Annotated in this window: 26 protein-coding genes; 25 read left to right on the top strand and 1 reads right to left on the bottom strand. The window is 40.3% G+C overall.

Annotation, left to right across the window (positions count from 1 at the left end):
• The first annotated feature begins 17 nt into the window (after nt 1-17).
• From B5F53_RS06750 to B5F53_RS06655, 19 genes are all read left to right on the top strand, one after another.
• Complete coding sequence (locus tag B5F53_RS06750) at nt 18-1,394, top strand: Wadjet anti-phage system protein JetA family protein (protein WP_087221664.1); 1,377 nt, start codon at nt 18-20, stop codon at nt 1,392-1,394.
• Nucleotides 1,395-1,396: 2 nt separating this feature from the next.
• The gene (locus B5F53_RS06745) at nt 1,397-2,011 is read left to right on the top strand and encodes a DUF4194 domain-containing protein (RefSeq protein WP_087221661.1); all 615 of its coding nucleotides are present in this window, start codon (nt 1,397-1,399) and stop codon (nt 2,009-2,011) included.
• Nucleotides 1,980-5,219 carry an ATP-binding protein gene (locus B5F53_RS06740; RefSeq protein ID WP_162610546.1) on the top strand — a complete coding sequence of 1,080 codons (3,240 nt, stop codon included), beginning with the start codon at nt 1,980-1,982 and terminating at the stop codon, nt 5,217-5,219. The genes B5F53_RS06745 and B5F53_RS06740 overlap by 32 nt, the downstream gene beginning before the upstream one ends.
• Complete coding sequence (locus tag B5F53_RS06735) at nt 5,206-6,462, top strand: Wadjet anti-phage system protein JetD domain-containing protein (RefSeq protein WP_162610545.1); 1,257 nt, start codon at nt 5,206-5,208, stop codon at nt 6,460-6,462. Before B5F53_RS06740 ends, B5F53_RS06735 begins: the two co-directional genes overlap by 14 nt.
• Nucleotides 6,463-6,606: 144 nt before the next feature.
• Nucleotides 6,607-6,867: an AbrB/MazE/SpoVT family DNA-binding domain-containing protein gene (locus B5F53_RS06730; protein ID WP_087221656.1), complete on the top strand. Its 261-nt coding sequence runs from the start codon at nt 6,607-6,609 to the stop codon at nt 6,865-6,867.
• 271 nt (nt 6,868-7,138) lie between these two features.
• A complete protein-coding gene (locus tag B5F53_RS06725) occupies nt 7,139-7,453 on the top strand; it encodes a DEAD/DEAH box helicase family protein (protein WP_275532196.1) in 315 nt (104 codons plus the stop codon).
• Nucleotides 7,454-7,932: 479 nt separating this feature from the next.
• Complete coding sequence (locus tag B5F53_RS19820; protein WP_087221654.1) at nt 7,933-8,556, top strand: hypothetical protein; 624 nt, start codon at nt 7,933-7,935, stop codon at nt 8,554-8,556.
• 518 nt (nt 8,557-9,074) lie between these two features.
• Complete coding sequence (locus B5F53_RS06710; RefSeq protein WP_330396170.1) at nt 9,075-10,061, top strand: hypothetical protein; 987 nt, start codon at nt 9,075-9,077, stop codon at nt 10,059-10,061.
• Between the two features lie 44 nt (nt 10,062-10,105).
• The gene (locus B5F53_RS06705; RefSeq protein WP_087221650.1) at nt 10,106-10,288 is read left to right on the top strand and encodes a hypothetical protein; all 183 of its coding nucleotides are present in this window, start codon (nt 10,106-10,108) and stop codon (nt 10,286-10,288) included.
• Between the two features lie 248 nt (nt 10,289-10,536).
• On the top strand, nt 10,537-10,974 hold the full coding sequence (locus B5F53_RS06700; RefSeq protein ID WP_087221648.1) for a DUF7659 family protein: 438 nt from the start codon (nt 10,537-10,539) through the stop codon (nt 10,972-10,974).
• A 71-nt stretch (nt 10,975-11,045) separates the two neighbouring features.
• A complete protein-coding gene (locus tag B5F53_RS06695; RefSeq protein WP_087221646.1) occupies nt 11,046-11,288 on the top strand; it encodes a hypothetical protein in 243 nt (80 codons plus the stop codon).
• A 62-nt stretch (nt 11,289-11,350) separates the two neighbouring features.
• Nucleotides 11,351-11,680: a hypothetical protein gene (locus B5F53_RS06690; protein WP_087221644.1), complete on the top strand. Its 330-nt coding sequence runs from the start codon at nt 11,351-11,353 to the stop codon at nt 11,678-11,680.
• A 206-nt stretch (nt 11,681-11,886) separates the two neighbouring features.
• Nucleotides 11,887-12,144, top strand: coding sequence for a hypothetical protein (locus B5F53_RS06685; protein ID WP_087221642.1), 258 nt, complete (start codon nt 11,887-11,889; stop codon nt 12,142-12,144).
• Between the two features lie 5 nt (nt 12,145-12,149).
• Entirely contained in the window at nt 12,150-12,809 is a 660-nt protein-coding gene (locus B5F53_RS06680; RefSeq protein ID WP_087221640.1) for a hypothetical protein, read from the top strand.
• Between the two features lie 155 nt (nt 12,810-12,964).
• Nucleotides 12,965-13,783: a tyrosine-type recombinase/integrase gene (locus B5F53_RS06675; protein ID WP_087221638.1), complete on the top strand. Its 819-nt coding sequence runs from the start codon at nt 12,965-12,967 to the stop codon at nt 13,781-13,783.
• Between the two features lie 18 nt (nt 13,784-13,801).
• Nucleotides 13,802-14,044 (top strand): hypothetical protein, encoded by a 243-nt coding sequence (locus B5F53_RS06670; protein ID WP_087221636.1) that lies wholly within the window; start codon nt 13,802-13,804, stop codon nt 14,042-14,044.
• 117 nt (nt 14,045-14,161) lie between these two features.
• The gene (locus B5F53_RS06665; RefSeq protein ID WP_087221634.1) at nt 14,162-17,065 is read left to right on the top strand and encodes a hypothetical protein; all 2,904 of its coding nucleotides are present in this window, start codon (nt 14,162-14,164) and stop codon (nt 17,063-17,065) included.
• A gap of 101 nt (nt 17,066-17,166) precedes the next feature.
• Complete coding sequence (locus tag B5F53_RS06660) at nt 17,167-17,910, top strand: hypothetical protein (protein WP_087221632.1); 744 nt, start codon at nt 17,167-17,169, stop codon at nt 17,908-17,910.
• Nucleotides 17,911-18,011: 101 nt separating this feature from the next.
• A complete protein-coding gene (locus B5F53_RS06655; RefSeq protein WP_087221630.1) occupies nt 18,012-18,371 on the top strand; it encodes a hypothetical protein in 360 nt (119 codons plus the stop codon).
• 51 nt (nt 18,372-18,422) lie between these two features.
• Here the strand turns inward: B5F53_RS06655 and B5F53_RS06650 are convergent, their stop codons facing one another.
• Nucleotides 18,423-19,178 carry a radical SAM protein gene (locus B5F53_RS06650; RefSeq protein ID WP_140398216.1) on the bottom strand — a complete coding sequence of 252 codons (756 nt, stop codon included), beginning with the start codon at nt 19,176-19,178 and terminating at the stop codon, nt 18,423-18,425.
• Between the two features lie 506 nt (nt 19,179-19,684).
• On the opposite strand from B5F53_RS06650, the gene B5F53_RS06640 reads away from it, so the two are divergent.
• The 6 genes from B5F53_RS06640 to B5F53_RS06615 all read left to right on the top strand — a co-directional run bounded on the left by B5F53_RS06640 (nt 19,685) and on the right by B5F53_RS06615 (nt 24,497).
• Nucleotides 19,685-20,278 carry a hypothetical protein gene (locus B5F53_RS06640; protein WP_087221628.1) on the top strand — a complete coding sequence of 198 codons (594 nt, stop codon included), beginning with the start codon at nt 19,685-19,687 and terminating at the stop codon, nt 20,276-20,278.
• Between the two features lie 13 nt (nt 20,279-20,291).
• On the top strand, nt 20,292-20,780 hold the full coding sequence (locus B5F53_RS06635; RefSeq protein ID WP_087221626.1) for a hypothetical protein: 489 nt from the start codon (nt 20,292-20,294) through the stop codon (nt 20,778-20,780).
• Between the two features lie 164 nt (nt 20,781-20,944).
• Nucleotides 20,945-22,636: a single-stranded-DNA-specific exonuclease RecJ gene (gene recJ, locus B5F53_RS06630; RefSeq protein ID WP_087221624.1), complete on the top strand. Its 1,692-nt coding sequence runs from the start codon at nt 20,945-20,947 to the stop codon at nt 22,634-22,636.
• A gap of 2 nt (nt 22,637-22,638) precedes the next feature.
• On the top strand, nt 22,639-23,586 hold the full coding sequence (locus B5F53_RS06625) for a hypothetical protein (RefSeq protein ID WP_087221622.1): 948 nt from the start codon (nt 22,639-22,641) through the stop codon (nt 23,584-23,586).
• 102 nt (nt 23,587-23,688) lie between these two features.
• Nucleotides 23,689-23,979 (top strand): hypothetical protein, encoded by a 291-nt coding sequence (locus B5F53_RS06620; protein ID WP_087221620.1) that lies wholly within the window; start codon nt 23,689-23,691, stop codon nt 23,977-23,979.
• A gap of 32 nt (nt 23,980-24,011) precedes the next feature.
• On the top strand, nt 24,012-24,497 hold the full coding sequence (locus B5F53_RS06615) for a hypothetical protein (protein WP_087221618.1): 486 nt from the start codon (nt 24,012-24,014) through the stop codon (nt 24,495-24,497).
• Nucleotides 24,498-24,523: the final 26 nt, after the last annotated feature.

The raw sequence follows: 24,523 nt of genomic DNA, 5'->3' as shown, positions 1-24,523 counted from the left end.
GAAGAGGGAATTAGATCATGTTTCATGTCCTGCCGGGGAACTTTTTTGTTCCCCTTGCATCACCGAATAAAACTGTATATTGGGAGTGTATCTGTAAGCTGTTTTCTGTCATGGATTATCAGCTTTCTTTTGGTATAGAAAGAGAAGTAGTCGCGGATGAGCTGCAGTATTATTTTGAACAGTCCGCGGCAGCGGAAATCGTAGAGGAGGATTTCGCGGGGGCTGACAGCAGGGGAAAGGCAAACGGGATTCTGCGGAAACTGGAACACTATGGATGGATTGAAATTGAGACGGACAAAAGTTATGTGCAGCGGGTGAATTTTAAAGAATATGCCGTGCGGGTAATGAAGACGCTGCTGGAGATCGAAGATGGAAAGCAGATTGAGTACCAGGGATATATTTATACGATATATAGTCTGGTAAGAGGAAATACAGACAACCCCGGAGTCGTCCTGCTTCAGATTATGGAGAATACGGATCTTTTAATTACCGGGCTTAAGAATCTGAATTCTAATATTAAGCATTACATAGATGAACTTACGAAACACAGTACGGTGGCGGAAATCATGGACGCCCTGTTTAATGACTATATTACCAATATCGTGGATAAAGCGTATCACAGGCTTCTTACTTCTGACAATGTATCGAAATTTCGTCCGGAGATTATCGAAAGACTGGAGAGCAGGAGCAAAAGCCGTTCCTATATAGAAAAGGCTGCGTCAGAGCTTGCAGGCTTACAGGAGACGGATGTGGATACGGCACGGGAGAATGTCTACCGGTATCTTCATGAGATTATTGAGGCATTCCGTAATATGGACGACATTTTAAATGAGATCAATCAGAAGAACACGCAGTATCAGCGCGCGGCCATAAACAGAGCCAGATTCCTTTTGTCAGGGAATGAAGATATCCGCGGACAGCTCAAGGAACTCCTGTTGGGAATCAATGAAGTGATGAACGAAGAGAAAATGGAGCTTGGAGGGATTTATGAGATCGGGTTCCTTGACAATCTCGTGCGGATCTACAGCTGTGGATTCTTAGATGAAAGTTCGCTGTATTCGCCGATCGAGGGAAAGAAGACATTTGAACCTCAGCAGATCATAAACCGGGAACCGGACAGCAGGCTGCGTCAGGAGAAAATGCGCCGCATGGTGGAGAAGATGCAGAAAATCTTAAGCGCTGAGAAGATCGGACGTTATGTGGACGAGTGTATGGGTGAGAGAAAAGAAATGCTTGCCACAGAGCTGCCGCTGTCCGACGCAGAGGATTTTGTGAAGATCATCTATGTGCGCCTGTATGGCCAGCGGAAAAATATGAGGTATGGAGTGGAGACCGGAGAAGAAAAAGAGGTAAACGGATTCCGGTTCAGAGATTTCAGGATCTGGAGGAAATAATAGTGGAATTATTGGGAAATATGCTGCAAAAGGATAAAGATGAATTTAAGCGGATATGCAACCGGCTCCTCAGTCATTGCTTTCTGTGTAAGGGGAATGTGACAAATAAGGCGGATTACTATTTTGTGCTTAAATACCGGAGTGAATTCCGAGAATATCTGTCTGTGCTGGGGTATCGACTTGAGATTAATGAAGAGGACGGGGTGATCCAACTTACCAATCCGCAGAACTATAACCGGCTGAATCTGAAATTGTATGAATCCATTATTCTGCTGATTTTAAGGATTCTCTATGACGAGAAAAAGAGGGAACTGTCCGCCAGCGATGAGGCGATTATCAATCTGGGGGATATTCAGGATAAGTTTTTAAGCCTTCAGATCCGGGATAAGATGATCGATAAGACAACCATGAGAAATGCATTGACCATGTTCCGCAGATTTCAGTTGATTGAGATTCTTGACCGGGATCTGGGAAATGAAGAGTCCCGGGTTCTCATTTATGATTCGATCATGATGGCAGTCAGGATCGAGGATATTAAACAGGCTTATGAAAAGCTTGAACTGTACAGAAAGGGGAAGAAAGCAGATGAAAAAACTGACGAGAATGAAGCTGATTAACTGGCATCGCTTTGAAAACTGTACCATCGATTTTGAAGATTCTACGCTGATTTCCGGCGAAAACGGAGCCGGAAAATCTACCCTTCTGGACGCCATTCAATTTGTAATCACCTGTTCTGCCAATGCCTTTAATAAGGCGGCCCACGAAAACGGAAAGAGAAAGCTGACGGGATATGTGCGCTGTAAAACGGGAAAGGAGAGCAGACCTTACGAGCGTACCGGGCAGATCAGCGCACATATCGCCCTTGAGTTTTACGAGGAGAGTAAAGACCGGTACTTTATTGTAGGAGCGGTTGTGGATTCTGCTTCCGAAGGCCAGGAGACGACAGGCAGATATCTAATCGACAATAAAAGGCTCACGGAGGAGATGTTCTTTAAGGGAAATACTCCCCGGTCAATTTCAGAATTCCGCGCCGCCAACAAATCAATACGCCAGTGGTGCAAGACGCAGATAGAAGCGAAGAAAATGATAAAATCAAGGTTTGGACGAATCGAAGACAAGTTCTTCAGCCTGATTCCGAAAGCGCTGGCGTTTAAACCCATCGATGATATTAAAGACTTTGTATATTCTTATGTGCTGGATGAAAAAGAAGTGAATATAGAAGTCCTTCGGGAAAATGTGCGTACCTATCAGGACTTAAAAAGAACCCTCGAATCTGTAAAAAAGAGGATGGAGAAGCTGGAAAAGATCGATCATCTGCATAGTGATGTGGAAGAATGCAAGAGAAAAGACAGCATGTATGAATTTTACTTATCGCAGGCAGATGTGGACATTTCCGGAGAACATATTCAAAGTCTGGAAAGAGAGATAAGAACAGAGGAACGCCGAAAAGCAGATGCAGAAGAAGAACTGTTGTCTGTAACAGCAGAAAAGGACGAAAAATTCCAAATGGAAACAAATCTGCGGCTGGAATTGAGACAGAATCAGGAATTTATTGCCTTAGAAGAGCAGAAAAAAGAAAAAGAACGGCTGCAGGAGGAAGAAAAACAGGCGCTTGTAGAAAAAAGAGAATTGCAGCACAGTGCGAAAAAGGCTTTGAATGCAGTTTACCGTTTGTTGGAAGTGAAAGATGTAGACGAGTGTATGAAGGAATACGAGCATGAACTTGCGAACCTGGATAGGACGCATGATATAGCCCGGATAAAAGAACTCACGGAACATGTTATCAGGTACAAAGGGAAGATGTATGGCAGGGTACAGGGAAAGCTGGCGGAGGTGAAGACCACACAGGAGAGACTGCAGGAAGAAAAACAGGAACTAAAGAATAAAATTGAAAGGTTAGAGCGAAAGAAATTAACTTACCCAACTGCAGTGAACTGCGTGCTGGAAGCAGTCCGGGATGAATTTGCAAGAATCGGCAGGAAGCCAGAACCGCGTGTGTTATGTGAAACTCTGGAGATTACAGATGAGAGCTGGAGAAATGCGGTGGAGGGATATTTAAATACACAGCGTTTCTACATTCTGGTGGAGCCGGAGAACTTTGATATTGCACTGGGGATCTATGACAGACTGCGGAGAGAGAAAAAAGCATATGGCGTAGGGCTTATCAATACTCAGAATATGGAAACCTACGATAAAACGCCGGAGGGGACTCTGGCGTCAGTTGTGGCATCAAAAAATAAATATGCCAAACGGTTTATCAATATGCTCCTTGGAAAAGTTACCATGTGTGAGCGGTACAGTGAACTGCGAAAATACCAGACTTCCATTACAAAGGAATGTATGAAGTATCAGAACCGGGTGGCAAGCGCGATCCGGCCGGAGATTTTCAGCGTGCCTTTTATCGGAAAGAACGCATTTAAGGTTCAGCTTGAACAGGCAAAGGATCAGAAAGAACGTCTGGATAAGGAGATAAAAGGGGTAAATGAGAAGCATGATACACTGGAGTCCATGCTGTCGCCGCTCTCTACCGAACATGATGTAGATGTAAAGTACAGGCTGGAGGTTCTGCCAAAGCTTTTCCGTATCCGGGCAGGGATCCGGAAATGTAGTGATAACATCAAAACACTGGAAAAGAATGCTACATTTATCCAAAAGCAATTGCAGCTTGAGGTATTGGAATCTCTCAGAAAGGATCTGGAAAAGAGCGTTGCGAATCTGAATCAGAGGATTGGACAGATTCAGCAGTCGATCAGAAATAAAAAAGAACAGCTTGCCGCAGAGACAGAAAATCGAATGGGAAAACAGACGTATGCCGCTCAGATTGCCGCTAAGGCAGGGGAGGAGCTGCTTCTTTGGAAAAAGGAATATGAGAAGCAGACATCAGATAAATCCTTCGGTCAGTTTAAGGAAAATTTCGCCAGAACGCGAAAGGCAAACGAGACAGTAAGGCAAAACAAAGAGGAAAAAATGCGCAGTCTGATGGTGGAATATAAAACGGAGCACAGCTTTGGCGCGGCGGCGACGATGGAGGGATTCCCGGAGTTTGCACATATTTATGACCGGCTTCGTACGTCTGAAATATTAGAATATGAGGAAAAGGTAGAATCAGCAAGAGCGGCGGCGGAAGAAGAATTCAGGGAACAGTTCCTTGCAAAGCTGCAGGAAAATATGAAACAGGCGCAAAGTGAGTTCAGGGAATTGAATAAGGCTTTGAAAGACATTGCATTCAGCAATGAAAAGTATGAATTTTTATATATGCCGAGCAAACGGCACCGGAACTATTATGAAATGATCATGGATGACTTTAATATTGTGCAGGGCGAGTCCATTTTCAGCGGTATTTTCCATGAAACCCATAAAGAAGTGATTGAAGAACTGTTTGAACGGCTGGCAATTAATAATGAAAACAATGCAAAGACCTTAGACGAGTTTACAGATTACCGGACTTATATGGATTATGATATTAAAATCATACACAGTGACGGGAGCTATTCTTATTATTCTAAGGTATGCGAAGAAAAGAGCGGCGGTGAGACCCAGACACCGTTCTATGTGACAGTGGCAGCTTCCTTTGTCCAACTCTACAGCAATAATATCGGTGGAGAGGCGGCAGGTCTTGTGATGTTCGACGAAGCCTTTAACAACATGGACGATGAGCGGATCGGGGGCGTGCTGGAATTTTTAAGAAGACTTCCCCTTCAGATTATCATCGCGGCTCCTCCGGACAAGATCCAGTATATCGGTCCGGCTATGTCGGAGACACTTCTTGTGATGACAGATGAAAAGGTCAGCTATGTGGAGGAGTATTACAATGGCGCGGTATGATGAGAAAATCCTCAATGCACTCTTGGATTCCTTTGAAAAAAGTGTGCTTTCACGGGGAGAAAATAAAGTAAAGGTGCAGATCCCGTTTCCCTTTACAAAAAGGACAGTGCCGGAGTATTTCAATGAAAGCTCTCTTGCTTATGATGAAATCCATGCCGTTCTGGAAGAAACAGAGCAAAAAGGGTTTCTGACGATCGTATGGAAAAAGGGAAGAGAAGGACATATCATTGAAAAAGTTCTTTTAAACACCGCCTGTGTAGGAGCGGTTTATGCTTATCTGAACCGTACGCCTAAAAAAGAGAATGAAAACAGGCATCTGGAAATCCTGGAGACCTGGGAGTCCAAAAGCAGGGAAATGCCGGTGCTTGGCACATTTGTATCTTATTTGAAACAGAGGATAGAAGAGGGAAAAACGGTAAAAGAATTTATAGATCTGTCGGCTCCGGACAGGACAGAGCAGATACTGTCAGCACTTTTCCAGGTCGAAAGCAACGAAGAATCCTGCTATATCCGGGAATTTTCTATCCGGCATTTTGGAGATTCTAAAATATTTGAAGAAATATCAGGAGTGATTGGGAAAATCATGCGGCGTTTCCGCCCGGAATTTGCCCATATGGATACGGACGCCATCCTCTCCGAATACAGAATCTACAAGACGCCTGATTATGTGTATTTCAAAGGAGAAGGGAAACTTCTATTAGCAGGAAAAGACGGCTCTGCGATAGAGCTGTCACTTCTTGCGCAGGGAATCGGAATTTCCGGGGCAGACATCAAAAGGATCCGGATCTGTGGAAAAGAAAGCATAAAGAAAGTCATCACCATAGAAAATCTGACCACATTTTTCCGGTGGGAAGAAGAAACCAGCCTGATCATCTATCTCGGCGGCTATCACAATTCTGTGCGAAGAGAGTTGCTGCGCATGGTATATCAGGAGATTCCTGATGCAGAGTATCTTCACTTTGGAGACATTGATGTGGGTGGATTTCGTATTTACAGAGATCTCTGCGAGAAAACAGGCATTATGTTTCAGACGTATCATATGGGAATCCGGGAACTGAAGACCTATGAAAACTATTCAAAGAAGCTGACAGACAATGATAGAAAAGGTCTGCGTATGCTGATAGAAAAAGAGAAGGAAGAAGGGGGAGAAAATCTGGAAACGCTTTTGTATATGCAGGAAAAAGATGTGAAACTTGAGCAGGAAGCGGTTAGTATACTCTGTTATAATACCAGAAGAGAATGAAAAGTACTCTCTGAACAGTGTTTGTGATGTCATTATAAAAATAAGACAAAAAATTAGAGATTATCTTGTAAAAATTAGAAGAGGAGCATATACTAAAAGAAAAAAGTAAAGAAAGTAAAGAAAAACAAGAAAGGAGTGCTGAACATGGAAATTGCTAAAATCTCAAGCAAAGGCCAGATTACTATACCTGTATCTATCCGAAACCGTTTACACCTAAATACAGGAGATAAGGTGTTGATCCTTGAAGAAAACGGCAGGTTTTATATTGAAAATGCGGCAAATGTAGCATTTCAGCACGTGGAAGAAAACTTCCGTGGTGCGGCGGCAGAAGCAGGATTTCAAAATGAAGATGAAATGCAGAATTATCTGAAAGAAATCCGGGAAGAACTGAGGATAAAGATTTAAGAGTTGTTGAAATCGGATATCCGGAGATTATGACTATGAGCGAATTTAATGAAAAATATTGAGAGGGACAGGGCGATCAGCTATGGTTACTCTTTTTCGGTTATTCGAAAATTTCGAATAACTGCCCTTTAAAATTGCCTGACTTATAAGAACTAATATACCAATAACAAAGTACAGTACAATTTCGAATGTTTGTTCTGTACTTTCTTTTTATACTCTGCTATAATACCAGAAGAGAATGAAAATACTAGATTCATGAAGGAGAATTTCTATGGATCATTTTGAATTAGTATCGGAATATAAGCCTACCGGCGATCAGCCCCAGGCTATCGAGCAATTAGTACAGGGCTTCAAAGAAGGCAACCAATGTCAGACCCTTCTGGGAGTTACCGGATCGGGAAAAACGTTTACCATGGCAAACGTGATTCAAAAACTGAATAAACCAACCCTTATTATCGCCCACAACAAGACCTTGGCGGCACAGTTATACGGCGAGTTTAAGGAATTTTTTCCTAATAATGCGGTGGAGTATTTCGTCTCCTACTATTCGGGGACGAAAAAAATAGTGTTTTACAGTGCTGTTTAGTACCATTTAATATCATTTTGTATGTCACGGGTGGACAGGATGATACTATAAGGATTAGGTGATACCAGATGAACGGGTGACCTGATTCGTACAATAGCAAATATCTGTCTATTAGCCTGCATATTTATACATTTATAGAAAAAAGACGTATTATATGCGGTATACTTGAATGTATATTTATACATTTATTTGAAATACAGGACAGGGACTTGTAGGGGTTTTCAATGACATATTAGACAATCGCAGGAAATCTGGATAGTGTAATATAGGCCGCAGATTTCTTTGGGTAATGCGCTCCAGATTTTACTGTTAATTGCATATAAAATAAAATGAATGAAACCGGAAGACATTTAAAGCGTCCTCCGTTTTTTTGTGTTCTTATATTTCTTTCATACTGAATATGGACTAGAAAATGATGAATGGAGGGACAAGAGAGAAAAAAGGATACTTTTTGGTTGAAGAAGACAGGAGGAAATAAAATGGGAAGTGTACAGATGTGTATCGAGTGCGAGCAGTGCTCATATGAATTCGCAATGGACGATTATAACTATAGGACGGGAGAAAGATTGACTTTTTGTCCCAGATGTGGTTACAAGAAGAGTTATACATATGAAACGGATGAAAGTGGAAACTTTGTAATGAAAACAGATCTATATGAAATAGATGAAAAGACGATAGGATATATTCCTAAAGGACCTAGCTTTGATTATGTAAAGTCGGAAATGGAGCTCCTAAAAAGATTTTGTCCTTTTAGTCGTAATATTACGCAAGAAGAATTGAACAGTATAGACAAAAAGGCCTATATTGTGAAAACAGACAGCAAAAAGGAGGAAATAGAAGTCTATTTATCTTTCTGGTATAACAGGAAGATCATAAAAGAAGACAGCAAAACTTTTTTGCAACATACCCATCCTGTACCAAGACAAGAAGAGAAACAAGGGCATGGTATATGTTGTTTAGGAGGAGCGCTTTATTATCTTGAAGATCTGGGTGTAGAAAAAGCACTAGAACTGGCAAAAGAATCGGAATACAAGGAACATAGTTATGTTACACAGTTCCGTGATGGTAAGCTAGAGGTTCTGTATGGGGAAATGGAAGGATAAGGCAGTTTTTTTTGAAGTGTAGAAAAGATTGGAGGAAATGATGACTTGTAACTATTTCGAATACAGAGATATAGTTTCAAAATATTTTTACGGAGTTCCACTTACTAATGAACATCTGAATAGATGTACGGAAAACTTGCGCCAATATTTTATTAAGGGCGGTGCGGTTCGCGTTTTGAAGTCATTGGGAATAGGATTACGAATACGAGAAAGATGCAAAGAAAATTCTACTGAAACTACTCTGATAGATGAGAGGTTCATATTTATGAATGGAGAACGAGAAGGAGATGAACTTAGGATACATGAAATAGAGAATATAGGGCTCTTTTTAAAATATGGACCGTATGAATATCTTATTAGTGAATAGTGTTAACATTGCAATGAAAAAAACGGAGGTCTTATTGGTGGGAAAAATAAATATTGAGTGAATGCTAACAGCTAACTGTCAGCAATAAAAAAGAATAGATTATTTTTGACGGCTATGATAAAATCAAAATAGGAACATACCGGAAAGGAACATGGTGAAATTGGAAAATACATTGGCAAAACATATAACGGCAGCGGGAGAAAGCGCGGCTTATGATTCGGCATGCAAACGATTGCTCGCCAATAAGATTATTTTGGCATGGATTATGAAAAGCTGTCTGGAGGAATACAGAGAATGCGACGTGAAGGAGATTGCGGAGAAATATATCGAGGGTACTCCACAGATCGCACAGGAGCCGGTAAACCCAGATGAAATAGTAGGTAATGAACAAATCCAGGGAATGAATACTGAGGACAGCACGATACATGAAGGAACAATCACTTATGATATTCGTTTTCGAGCTCTGGTGCCAGGGACAGACGATATGGTAAGTTTATTCATTAACATAGAAGCGCAGTCGAATTTTTACCCGGGATATCCGATCATTAAAAGGGCAATCTATTACTGTTCAAGGATGATTTCCTCCCAGTACGGAACTGAGTTTACTGCTCCGAAGTACGATAAGATTAAAAAAGTGTGCTCCATATGGTTATGTAAAAATCCGCCGGAAAAGCGGAAGAATACAATTAACCGTTATTCTATAACAGAAGAGAAGCTGGTGGGAAACGCGACAGAGGCGGTTGAGAATTATGATCTTTTATCAGCGGTTATGCTTTGCATGAGCGGGGAAAGCGAAAATGCAGACTCGGGTATTTTGAAGCTATTGGAAGTACTCTTATCCTCTGAAAGAGAAGCCGATGAGAAAAAGAAGATATTGCAAGAAGAGTTTTCTATTGAGATGGATAGAACATTTGAAAGTGAGGTGCAGCTTATGTGTAACCTGAGTAAAGGAGTAGAAGAAAAGGGACGTCGGGAAGGGCGTCAGGAAGGGCGTCAGGAAGGGCGTCAGGAAGGCGTAATCCTTTCCCTTATGAATCTTATGAAAAACATGAAATTGACGAAAGAGCAGGCAATGGAGGCTCTTGGAATACCGGAATCCGAACGGGAAGAATATACAAGGGAATTGGCAAAGAAATAGTTTGAAAGTATTAATTGCTGTCTCGTTGTGGAGGGAAAATTACAATGTGTAACCTGAGTAAAGGAGTAGAAGAAAAGGGACGTCGGGAAGGGCATCGGGAAGGCGTTATCCTCTCTCTTATGAATCTTATGAAAAACATGAAATTGACGAAAGAGCAGGCAATGGGGGCTCTTGGAATACCGGAATCCGAACGGGAAGAATATACAAGGGCATTAGCAAAGAAGTAGCTTTGAAAAACAGAATAGATTATTGAAACAATGGAGGGCTGTTGTACATTTAGTGCAACAGCCCTCGGCTTATCTGTGTACAACAGATGCGTAAAAATATTCGGGAAATGAACGCTGTCAGTTTTTTAATAACCAGATGTTATCGCATATTCTAAGTGAGTATACCAAAGAAGAAGGGAGGGCAGAAAAGTAGGGATTGAAATAGAAATTTGAGTATATTGTTTTTAAGATTCAAGAGGTTGATGAATATGATGGAGAGTTATTTAGAATTAAAAAAGAGGCATCAAAAAGAGGTTAATGAGTTCCCGTTTGGGTTTGCCTTTAGCCCGGCTCAGTTTGTCGAAATGATGAGAAAATGGGGATTAGATTACGAAAAGGATATCAACAAGATCGTCAGCATTGGGAATGGAGGATATGTGCAGAAAAAAGATCGGGATAATATGCACGAGATGTTTTCCAGACATAGAAAGGAAATCAGAGATTTTATTTCTGCAGATGAATCTGGAGAAGAGTTTGTATATAAGATGTTCCTGCGGGAGATGAGAAACTATGGATATGGTTGGACAGGTGATCCGAAAGACACGTTGGAAGCACTTGGCCTGACATGGGAAGATGTTCAAAATAATGAAAAGTTGCTGAATGGGTTCAATAAAGCATCAGAAGTCGCTTTGAGAAAGGTGATTTAGATGATGTAGATACTGAATATTAAGAAAATGTCAGAGTATCAGATAAATGTTATTCGAGGTGAACTAAAGATATGATATTAATTGATAATCTTCTGCAAATTGTTGAAACCGAAACAGGAGTTAAGATTACAAGAGATAAGCGGAAAAAAATGGAGAGAAAAATGAAACGAGAAATGGGAACATATTCGTGTGTAATTAAAGCAGGTCCATTTTATCGATTTGAAGGTCATATTAATGTTGACTCTATTTCTAAATCATTGGAGATCAATTCAAAAGCGCTGGAAGAATATATTGAGGCATATTCGATGGAATGATTCAAAGGGCTGCTATTTAACTTAGCGATTATGCTTTTTGCTGCGATAAAGAGTGAAGGGAAATGAATATCGTGGAAAGTATACTTTCAGATTCCGACATGACTGAAAGAACTGTATACAAGAATGGAGAACAGTTAGTGTTTAATATGGAAAAAGTTCAGGCGTTTATTGAAACTGAGCTTTCAGGGTATAGCACTGCGGATCAAAATATAATTAAAGAATGCCTTGCTTTTCTGGTTAGTGATTTGGATATTACCGATATTGATATGAGGGATACACCGGAAAGATTCTATTTTGATGCTGTAAAAGCCTATTTGGAAGATGGGCATAGTATACAGGATTTAGATGAAATTGAGGATGACTCAGAGGTGTTTGACTACTGTGGAATATGATTTGTGGAAAACTAAAAGTTAAAAGTACTATTTGGTTCAAGGAAGGATCGTCCGGTGTGGATGATCCTTTTTTAGTATGGTCTTTTTCTTACATTTTTGTATTGAAATCATAAAAGATGAGAGGAGGATCAGAAGAAAGAACCATGGAAATTGGAGCGACACGCAGAAGACATTGCTGAGAAATGTAAGAAACTAGGAGGAGCTACATGGGATTCATTTTAGAAAATGCAATGAAAGAGAAAAAAGAAATGCTGGTCGATCTTGGATATTTAAGCGATGAGACTATAAAAAGAGTGGAGGAATTGCGGGAATTTGGAATCGGAAAGACTAATTTCTGTTGCGATATTATGAACCGCATGGTTATGCGTTGTCCAAAGTCGAAACAGAAAGCTGTTCTGGCAGCATTTCCTATCGCAAAAGGCAGCCTTTACTGGCAGACAACACATTATTGGAAAGAAGGATAGAGCATATGCCATACAGATTTCAATATCGAAACAAGAAGGATCGGCTTGTTGTTGCTTTGGAGGACGAGGAAAAAGTGGTTATTCCCTCCCGCCTCTTCCCATTAGAAAGAAAAAGCTATCAACTTATTAATGACGAAAATACAAGACCAGTTGAGGAACAGAAAATTGCAGACATTTTTGATAGCATAAAATATGAAGTCGGAAAGTGTTATTCAAATGCTGAAAAATTAACAGAAGCACTTAGAAAGGAAGGCTACCCTGCGATTCAGTATGTAGGATGGTTATTTTCTGGTGAGGGTACATATCCGGTTCATCATAGTTTTGTGCTGTTGTATGACCATGTATTGGATTTGTCGATAGAGTTTCTGGAAAGAGACATCTACGATTTACGCTATGCCACGCTGAAACACAACCTTAGTGCGGATGGGGTGAGGAGATATATTGTACAAAAGTATTTGGAAAAGCAGCAGGTGAAAAATCATCAGAAATGCAATTTCGGAAAGTGCGATAAATATTACATGTATGTGGCTGCAGAAGGAAGCCGGGAGGAAGGGATTGCCCGTAATGAACTTCTAAGAAAAGAATATCCCTCTCATCCTGCGTTTCGAGATGTGCATAATGGAATGACGGAAACTCAAAGACTTCTATATAAGTTCCAAAGATGATTGGAATGATAACAGTGGTACTTATTTGAAGTCTTAGTTTCTATGGCGGTAAAGCATTAGAGGATTGTTCAATATCTTGCATTTTAATTTTGGAAAGTATAACAAAGAAACAAGGAAAACTGGCTTCAACAACTGAAGCAGAAAGGCGGCGACAGATGATACAATTGATTCGTAATATAAGGAAGTGGATATCAGTCAGACGACGTAAAACTTATGAAGACTGGCTGGTGAAGCAAGAGATCATGCCAGGTACAGTGGAAAGATATCTAAAAATAAGAGATGAGTATGTAGGCATGCAGGTAAAAGAATACGGTATGTTCCGATTCTATATGAGAGTATTTCCTCTAAGCGAAGGGAGAGTTTTGGCGTTTCTTAAAGAGAAGAAAAGTACTCAGTTGCTGCACGCTTTGTTTGCAGTAAAGAAATATAACGAGTTCCTGGTAGAGCATGGTGTACAGGAGGACCTCCCGGCGGCGACAGAAGTGTGCCGTATGTATTGCAGAGAAAGAAGAGACACGTCAAAAAGCGGACTGGAAAAAACATCGAACAGAGAAGTATTTAATATGCTTTTGCAAGAAAGAGAAAAAATCCAGAAAGGTCTTGTTAATCAATGTGCGGATGTATGGCTGATGATCTTTTTGCTGCTCTGCAGAGTGCGTTACTCAGAAATCTGTAATTTACAGACTACTGATCTGGATTATGAGACAGGAATACTGAGCTACAAAATGCAAAAATTTAATAAGACCGTTCAAATTCGATTACCGTATGAGGTAAGGGTACTTTGGGATTTATATCTCAGAGACCGTAATAAAGGCAGTGGTTATCTGTTTTTGAATAAAGACTCGACAGAACCAATCAGAAGAGATGCGGCAATGATAAAAGTAGAACGTGAGATTGGTATGCGCGGCCTTGAATTAAGGAGGATGTCTTCTGAGTTCTGGAAAAATAATGAATTAGAAATAGGTGTGGAGTAAGTCGGAGAGGAGAAGAAAATGGACAATATGATGACATTAGGTCAGCTTGACCAAACCATAGACAGGAACTGCAAAATTTATCTTCAATCATCTGAAGATGAAGAAGGGCGTACTCGAATTATGTTGACGGATTATATGAGAGGATCTGCATGTTTGATGTCCTGGGCGATACAGGGGCTGAGGCCTGCAAAAGATCGTGAAGGATTTGTTGCAGTGATTGATTTGTCGGTATCTTTACTTAAAGCATTGGAAGAAGTATAGCAAACTAACAGATGGAAGTAATGAAAGCCTGCGGTGTGATACAAAGACGTATCTACCGCAGGTTTTTGAATAAAGATTTCGTATTTAAAGAATGGGTTGAATGAAGGAGAGATGAGAATGTTTATTGATTATGTAAAAAAAGAATATTTTGGACTAATTGCTGAACTTGAACAAAGAGTATATCCGGAAGAACTGGTGCTGGGTATAGACGAGCTGAGAAAGGCAGATCATGGTTCGCTATGCGGATTTGAGAAAGGAGAGCTTGTATGTTACATCTTGTTAGAACGTAAGCCTTTTGGAAAAGAGGTATATATTTCAGATTTGGTTTCAACAAGCAGTAAATATTTAAAACCGTTACTCATTACAGCTTTTAGGCTTTTTGAAGACATTAAAATATCCGCTCACCTTAGAAATAACTCTTATCAGATTTTGAAAAAGCTTGAAACTAGATATCCGGATGCTGTATCCATTTTAGAGGATATAAAGTATCCTGAGTATTATCCAAATGGAGAAAGCGCGAATGAAGTTGTATTTACAATAGATTTAGAGTCGATTTTAAACGGAGATTGGAAAGGCAAGCTTCTTAGACACTTATATGCTGAATTTTTATATAAATCTCCAATGGATGTGAAAACCATATTGGGAGATATATTGTTTGAAGCGATTGAAATGGGTGTGGATTTATATAATGAGCGGAACAAAAATTTTATCATCAAAAAGATTTCTGAGACAATATTAGATTATTATCAGCTATACGATGAAAATATAAAAGGAACAATCCATACTTATCTAAATTGTAAACGAGGTATAGGATCTGGGAATACGATAAAAAAAGCGATACGTACGCTGATAGAAAGAGGATATGAGGAAAATCAGATGCCCTCAGACAAACATTTCTTTCAATACGGGAACAGTCTGGTGCTTAATTCAGTAATTGAGATAAGGAACACGGCCCATCCGGGAAAGCTTTCAGGATATCGTTGGCTGTGTAAGAAAGAAATGAAATTTGAGGCAGGGATGAAGAATGGAGGATACATGACATATTATAATAAATATGGGGTGCAGCATCCAATGCTTCCGGTTCCTTATTTAACAGATCGGAATTACTTTTACTGGGTAAGACAGTATGAGTATGTTTTAGATTTGTGCAAAAGATTTGAAATTTGTGCTGAGGCGGATAAAGTATGTATCAAACGTTCAATTCGCCGCACATGGAAGATGTTACCACATAGTACGGCGTATCAATGCATGGAGCACATAGCAAAAAACGCAACATTAAACATATCTCAATATTTTCATGATTGGGATATGGTAGTTACTACTTTATACGAGAATCGTGAGATTCTTACGCAAGGCGCAGTGTCCGCGATCCTCATGAAGTCATATAACGAGGCAAGACGTATCTGTGATCACATCAACGCGATTCGTAATACTGTATTGATAGATAAAAAACTGGAAAAAGCATTTGGCATTAAGGAGATTAGGAAAAGGCTGAGCAGTCTTTTGAGAAAGGGGCAGGACTGTTCTATTTATGTAAATGAATTGTCGGAGGCTGCCTTGCTTTGGTATAGCAGACACATACAGATACCTGAAAAGGAAGCCGGAGAAATATACGATTTTATAGAGCGAATGAAAAAGTACTGTAATTTTGTCACGTTGCAAAATTTGTATTTTTATTTTGGAAAGAAATGTATGAAGCAATTTGTAAAAGGAACTTATCCCTGTGTTTTTGAAAAGGCCATAATAACGCCTTCGTATGATGCGCTAGTTGATTTGACAAAGCAGACATTAAAGATAAAATCGAGGAAAGCGAAACATATTTATACCGGCTTAAAAAGAAATGGCCTTTTGGATGCCGTTTTAGAAGGTGATTTGCCTCTGGACCATGCCAAAAAAGTTATAGAAATTCTGAAGTATCATAACGCGGCTGATGTGGAGCAAAGAATAGGGAAACTGCTCAATTTTCGTGCGACAATCGAACAGAAAGGAGCACCAGAGTTTCTGGTAGCAGGGGACGCAAGCGTATGTTGCATGGGGTATGGAACAAGAAAAGCGGTTGCGTATGCAAAAGAAGAAGGATTTGGGATCATCAATGTGTATTACAAAGAAAGAATTGTAGCAAATTCTCTTATATGGATAAATGAGCCTTATAATTGTCTTGTATTAGATAATATAGAGGTCCATCCGAATTATCAACGATTTTGCCAGGAGATGACAAACTGTTTCATAAAGGCAGCTGGATATCTGATGAACATACACCGTCTTGATTTTGTTGTGCAGGGAAACAATTATAATGATTTAATACTATCTCAAGGAAAGAGTATCTATTTTAATAAATTAGAGCCATTAATGGTGAAGAAAATGGATTTTTATACTGATGCCCGATATTCCACAATAGTAGAGAGCAGAATCTCTGAACATGAATTAGATCTTAGAATAGCACAACATGATAATACAAATGATGTGAATATGATAGAAGGGGAGCCAGCGGAATGCTGGCTCCCCTTTAACGCTGATAGAATATCAGATCAGTCCGATGAATTCTTCATACAGCTTTTTCATCTCCGGATTTTTAGCGGCCAGTGCTTCATAGACTGCAAGGTTCTGCAATTCGCTGACCATTTCATCCATCTGCATGCGCAGGGCTCTGCGTTTTTCGGATTTTTCTTTACGTGCCTTATAAGCTGTTATATCGACCTTGTCGATGACATACTTCATATCCTCCAGGGCCAGGAAAGGCGGCAGTGTGTCAGTCAAAGAAATGACTGTAGCCAGAGTCATTCCATGCCGGGTATCAACGACCACGATATCGTCGGGCTGCAGATCGATTTCAGTAATGAAGGTATACTCTTTTTCAGCAGTGTTGTGATTGAAATGCACTTTAACAAATTTCATCATACATTAGTTCCCCTTTCTGCATACATTTTTATGGAAAGACGAAAAGGTATCAATCATTCATGGATTCCTCCTTTTCGTCTCTCAGGTTTACAAAAAGAATATGAAGAACTATGCAGTGCTTAAATATTGGGAATCTATAGATGATTTACGAGACCGCATAAAATGCATATTAGAAAGGGAACGGATTGACGCAAGGAGCGGAGCTGCTTAGAAAGGACAATAGTATGAAAATAGTGAACAAAGATTTTCTTGAACAGAAAGCAAAAGAGAGTATAAACAGAGATATCAGACTAAACAGAGTCACAGTTAACGAGAGAGAGTCCAGAATTATAGCATATGGGGAAATGCCACATAACAATAATAAGGTACATGTGAATCTGCTGTTTGATTATCAAAGTGAGGAGTTGTATTATTGGTGGATAGAAGCGGACGATGTTACGTTATCAACCTACGAAGGCGGAGAAGTACTGTTTGGGAATCATATATGCATATCTGATCCATCATATTCAAGATCAGTTGGATGTATGACCGAGATGATGAATGTTAAGCCTGGAAGATGGAAAGTTTTTTACGCGGTGGATGAACTTGATATGCGCGGAGAAAGAACCTACGCTATTTCTTTATTACATAATAGTGTTACGGATAAAGAAGACCTTAACTGGATAGAAGGAAAAGAATTAGGAGTAGACAGTCATCGGCTGATAGTCATTGGTGATAGATTTTACAGAAGAAAGAACGGATCAGCAGAGTTGTTTGAAGCAGATGAAAAGGCGAAAGCGGATTTCGCCGCTGCCTGCGAAAAGATCTCGTCTTCAGAACTTGTATTCGTTGAGTTATGTGGAACTAAAGTTGGTGTTATTTGCACAACGGGAACAGGAAGCGGGATGTTTCCCCTGCGCTATGCAGAAAAAGAAGGCGAGATTATTGCGATTGAGGTTCTTTTCTACAGAGCCATTAGCCTTGAATGAACTTGATGTATCGTAACAAAGGTATTGGGAAGCTGCTTTATTTAAGACAGATAAGTCCTGTCATATTTGAAATGAATATGGAAAGATGAGAGGAGAAGTCAATGCATACGTTATTAAACGGTACCGGTGATGACATTTCGAAGGGAGAGGAAGTTCTGAATGCTTTTATCAGGAAAATAGAAGGCTGCATAAATCCAGATGAGAATACAGTGGAAATCGACAGAGAGACCTTATGCATTTTGAGCTCTTTAGCCGCGATGGTGTATGAGGCTGAGAAATGGCAAAAGCACGAAACGCAGATTTTGCGAGAAATTTGCCAGACATGCCCGCTGGAAATGTTTTCCCCAGAGTTGAAAAGAGCATTGAAGAGCTGGATGGCAGAGTATGAAAATCAAGTAATGCAGTCCAGGGAGCTGTACAGAAAATTAGAGTGCTATAAAAAGAGAAGACATATGGCATAAAAGACGAGGTGTGGTGTTTACAAGAGAAACATCATACCTCGTCTCTTTGCTTTATATCCTGAGATTGCAGCAATCTTCCTTATTTGGATTGAAATGATCTCTCCAGTATATGTAATGTTCGGTCACATCCTCACAGACGGAAACATCAGGGATATGGATTTTCTGCATGATCCTCAGCTTTTCTTCTAAAGGAAGATGCAGGTATCCGCCATGCCGCAGCGTGTATTTCTGAAAATCAATTTCCTGAAACCATTGCTTGATCCAGGAATTTATACGGAGAAATTCGACAATACACTTGTTGATTTCCAGTGAGTTTAAATCATCGAAATCCATTAATTCCTCAATAATAGGACTCAGACGTATTGCTACGTCAAATCCCAGAGACTGTAACTTGAGGATGGCCTGAATGCGCTGGCTGGGAACACTTGCTTTTTCAAAAGTCAGTGCTTTCTTGTCATCCATACAGGTGACTGTTATTTGTATATGTGCAAGCTTCGGATCAAGGATTGCAAGATATTCCGGCTCGGCTATGAGGTGGGATTTTGTGACTATAAGATAACCGATTCTTTGTTTGTTCAATTCGAGAATAGTATTATAAGCAACACGAGACTGAGTTTCTAAAGGCTGGAAACAATCTGTCATGCCTCCCATTCGGAGGATCGTCCCAGGCTCCAGGCGGTGAATCTTTCTTTTGATTTTTTCAATATCTGCGATTCTTGGATTTGTGGGATTCCAAAGTCCACGAAAATCCAGTAAGGTTCGGGCGTAGCAATAAGAGCAATTATGCTGGCAACCACATCCGTACACATCTAATCGGGTGCTGTATTTACATTTGCTGCCTTCATTTCCGGATACTGTTTTGTAAAAGCTTTTAAATTCGCTTCTATCACCTCCCTCCGTTCTAAATGTTTTGAAAGCAAAAAGAAGAAAAAAAGTAAGGAAGTAACATTATACGTTAAAAGTTTCATCAAATAAAAACAATGGAATCACCTCTTTCTATCGTAAAATAATGGCGGGGAGCAGTACTGCCCTGCAATAATCTGGTAAAGCATCCAGATATGTTCTTTACATCACCCCGCGTCAAATGAGCTTCTGTTATAAGTATGCGAGACATTGAACAGAGAAAAGTAACAGTCTGTCAGATATTTATTGGGGACGGGGTCATACATATTGAAACCAGAAAAAGAATGAAGAAATGGAGGAAGAAAAAAGAGCTCATAAGATAATAAAGATGCAATTTGTTCCTCAGAAATGTTCTTTTTTTAATATCTGTCATATTTAAGTTATCCATAAATTGAAGAAAGGGGATAGAGATGTACAGAAAAGAACCTATTTATGCGTTGGACGATTTGAAGCGAACTTATTATATTATGATCGCAATTATATTCAACCTGAGCACTCTGATGGCGGATTTGTCTCAGGAGATAAAAGCAGATCAAAATACGCAGCTGCTATGGAGACAGCAAGCACAAAAGGGCAGGGAGGTTGTGTATAAGGATTACTTACAGCGGCTTCGTATGACGGCGGCCAGAGAAATTGATACAGTGGATGAGCTGTATGAAAAAGCTGAGGAAATAAATTCAGCTTTGGAAGAATTTCTTCCTTTGGAATTAAGGACTGCATTGATGAAAGCAACGCAGAAGGACTATTGTTTTTATACGAGCTGTGGGTATGGCAGGTTTTGGAATGAAGTAGAGTTGCCCGAAATCGTGGAAATTCTGTTTCATAGATTTTGTGAACTGGTCCATATTGATAAGGATGGGGAATATGCAGTAGCAGTATACGACATGTCGGACAGAGAAATTGTATTTTCCGAAGAAAAACAGGTTGATGCTTTGATGGAAACATATGATTTGGAACCTTGTGAGAAAATGGTAAAAAGAGATGGAGCTTGGTTTTGTTATTAAGGGAGGAGTAACTATGGCAATGATAGAAAGATGTTACGGGATAAGTACCGGACTGGGATATTTAGTGGGCGCAGGTGGAAGTGGTTTTACCGAGGAACTGGATCAGATTGTGGAAGAAGCAGCTCATAAATTGTATGAAATGTATGGCGTCAAAATTACGATCCGCTTTAATACGGATCGGAAAAGCGGAGGTGCTTTCGTTTTAGACGGCAAGTTGAGTGACAATGTAGGGATTACTGCAGCATTACATAACTCAAAGCTGCTGAAGATGAGTAATGAAGAAAAAATGCGCTTAACAGATGATAAATGGGAAGCGTATAGGAGAGATTTAGATACTATCGTAATATCCACATGTTTAAGTGCAGACTTTTTAAAAGCTCCATCACCGTATGTTTGCTTAAATAAGGAGTTTAGAGATGTGGACAATCTGGAAGAAGCGATTCACTGGCTGAGGGAAGGAACAAACGAAAAATTACGTGATTATATCGAAAAATTAAGATAGCAGCCGAATATCAGGCATACTAGGTGTAAAGGGATTGCGGGGAAGAAGTAGGAAATTCCCCGCAGTTTTAATTAGTGCGTGTTCCATCATATTAAAAACGTACATTACAGAGAAGGAAGGAGCAAAGACAGAAGAATGACTACAGACAAAGGAGTGAATGCAGTATGGCTTGGAGAAAAAGAGGAAATGCGAGAAATATTACCGAAGCGTTTAAGGAGATCAGCAGGCTGAGCATGGAGGATGTTACTTTGCATAAGTCGGTTTCGTCAGAAACCATTGTGGGCATGGAAGACGCAGCGGATTTGATAGATAAAGCTGTGCGCGATAAAATCCCAGTAACGGTAGTTGGAGATTACGATGTGGATGGGATTTCATCTACGGCAATCCTGTGGTATATGCTGCGGTATCTTGGTATAAATGCACATCTGAGGCTGCCGAGACGTTATACAGAAGGATACGGATTATCAATGAGGGTTGTAGATGAAGTCGATGAAGGGCTTTTGATTACAGTAGATAATGGAATTGCAGCGATAGAGCCAATCAGATGTGCTAAAGAAAAAGGGCTCAGAGTGATTATTTTAGATCATCATTTGCCGGGGAAGGAACTGCCGAATGCCGATGTTATCGTAGATCCTCATATTGCCCCTGAACAATCAGGCTTTTCTGACTATTGTGGGGCAGGTTTGGCATTTAAGCTGTCCCAGCTTTTGATCGATGATAACCGATTTCTGAAAAAAATGTGTGCTCTGGCGGCAGTTGGAACAATTGCTGATGTTGTTCCGCTGGTCGGGGATAACCACTGTATTGCAAGAGAAGGTCTGCGCTATATAAATCAGAGAGAGATTCCGGTAGGACTTCTGGCATTAATTAATGCAACCGGCCTGAAGAAGATTGATGAGCAGAATATTGGATTTACTATAGCACCGATGCTGAATGCGGCAGGACGGCTGGAAGACACTGGAGCAGAGAAGTCGCTCGAATTATTAATCATGGAGGATTATGCAGAGGCTGAGGAGAAGGCGTATGAGCTCATTGAGATCAATGAAAAGCGAAAGTCACTGGTAAAAAGTGCGATGGAGAGAGCACACAAATATATTCGGGATAATCATATGGAAGAAAAAAATCCCATCTGCATATATGATCAGGAACTGCTGTCAGGAATTGCTGGTTTGCTTGCAGGCCGTCTGGCTGAGGAATATCAGACACCGGCAATTGTGCTGGCTCCATCTGGTCAAGAAGGAACAATAAAAGGAAGCGGCCGAACTTATGGGGGTGTCCATCTAAGGAATCTTCTGGAAAGTGCGGAAGAATATCTGCTAAACTATGGTGGCCATGAAAAAGCGGCAGGTCTGGGTTTAAGGAAGGGAAATCTGTCATCTTTTACAGAAAAGCTGGAATTGCTTCTTAAGGATTACAATAGGCCAGAGCAGGGCGAGTATTTGTATGATCTGGAGGTGAATGCAGAGGAAATTCCGCGGATCATGGAAGATTTGGAGAAATATGCGCCGTTTGGTGAAGGAAATCCAAGACCGGTTATTCGTGTAGACCGTATTCTTTTACTTCCCCAGGCGGGGAAATTATATCGTCTGCTGGGCAATCAAAAGGAACACATTCGACTTTTAGGAAGAGAATTTTCTGTTATGGCATTTCACAAAGCAGCGGAGTATATAGAAATGGGAGAACCGGATGTGATTAATGTCATTGGATATCTTGTCCATACAAATTATAGAAGAAACAGTCAGATTGAGATTGAGGCGATTGCTTTTGAAGAGAGCGAAAAAAAGGAAAACGAAAGTACAGCTCTTCAGCAGGAAATGCTTCTTCATTTTATGCAGTTCGCTGAAGAAAGGAGGTAACAGTGGCACCGGTATGCAAATATCCAAGACAGATTGCGGTTATAAAAAGGAAGAAGCTTACTTTAAGTATTGAAGCCAATTTTGAACTTGCGGGTGTTGCGCATAACAGCCGTGGTGAGGAATATGTGGTACCTCCTCTGACTGGACATGGACCGAGATCCTGTTTTAAATGGACTTTGATTGACACGTCAGGTGTGACTGCAATTTATCCTTCCGCAAATATCCCTTTTGATGATGTGGCGACTTTCAGCAAGAGAGTGGACGCTGTTATTCAGAGGAATATTTTGCTAGATAGCAAAACAATAAAAAAAGAGGATAGCAGATCCCCCGCATATACAGTAAAACTGCGTATGAGAGAATTTAAAGGCAGGACCCCGGCAAGTATACTATTAGAGGACGGCACAAAGAAGGAGCAGCTTCTAAATGTGGTGCAATACTTAAGAGGACAGGGTGAAAATTCCAGATACCGAGAAGCGAATGAACAGCAGATTAATGCAATAGAGGAAGCTGTTTCTTTTCTGGAAAAAGGAATCTTGTCTGAAGAAGCAGCTGAGAACGGATCAATTGTAATCTACAATATACCACAAAAGATTTTGGAAAACCGTCCGGCAAAAGGCGAGACAAAGGAGCACTATTTTGTATATTCTTTCAAAATTGAATGTCTAAGTGGGTATGAATATCCGTGGCAGATTCAAATCCACAATTCCTATTGCAAAATCAAGAAGATGAAAAATGAGACAATACAGACAATTCCGGAAACAGCTATTTTAAAGGCTTCCAGCAGTATTATGCTGACAGACTATGAAATGGGGTATATTACAGATCAAATTGTGAAGAGAAAGACCAATTTTGAGCAGGCTTATTTCCCTAAAATGTTTAAGGAATCAGTGGAACAGGAACGAATGCTGAGAGAATATCTGAAATCGAATCCACAAGATCAAGTGGCTTAAAGATCGGGAGCCGGCCGGAAGGCCGGTTCTTGTTATGAGATTTAGTCACGCGAATGGTGGGCATATTTCAGATGGAACCAAAAGATGAAAGGAGAGTTATATATGGGATTTCAATTACATGAGACAGTATATGGAAAGATTTTTTTTGAAAGTCAGCTGCCTGAACTGATTCGGGCGATTGACCGAGTTGCGGACGCAATAGAAAACAGGAATGATGGTTTGTGCATCCGTACATGTAGATCAGACTACTGTGTGGGTGACAGACAGGTTTTACGCAGAGAGATGAAATATATCGTGAAACCGGAGGGGAACGATACCTATGCGGTATATGCGGTGGAAGATGGCAAGAAAATACTTTGTCAAAAAAGTGAAATCGAAAAATACCTGGAATAAAACAAAGAAATAAATCAGAGAGGGAATTGCAGATGGAAGGATATAAAATACCTGTAAAATGGGGAATGAAGGGCTATATAGAAACGCCTTGTGTCAGCTTGAGGGACGCCGTTGAATATGCGTTGTCAGAGGACGCGGATTTGCCTGGAAACCGTGAATTCATAGAGAATTCTTTGCAGCTTAATATTGGACAGCTATATAGAGATGCCAGAACATTTTTTCCGGATTCGGATGCTGAGACTTTTCAGAAGCTTTTGGATCACGCAGTGACGCCGAAAATAGAGCGTATCGAAACGGATAACAGCCGGACTTTGATTGAGGCTAAAGGCATAGACGAAGCATTTGATGATATTATCAAAATATATCTGAAAGAGGATTTATGTATAGAGGAGCTTATGTCTTCTATCGAAGTAAATGGCTTATCCTTAGAAGATGTTTTTGAATTAGTTGTAAGGCTGTACAAAAATATAGAGGGTGATACGCTGATCAGAATTATTGGAGAATACTATGTGGTTTAGCACTTCTTCTCCAGAGAAATACAGTG

It is taken from the genome of Blautia sp. An249 (assembly GCF_002159835.1).
GTDB lineage: Bacteria > Bacillota > Clostridia > Lachnospirales > Lachnospiraceae > Blautia_A > Blautia_A avistercoris.
The sequence above is the reverse complement of the archived record's forward strand: the minus strand, read 5'-3'. Positions and strand labels throughout refer to the sequence as shown.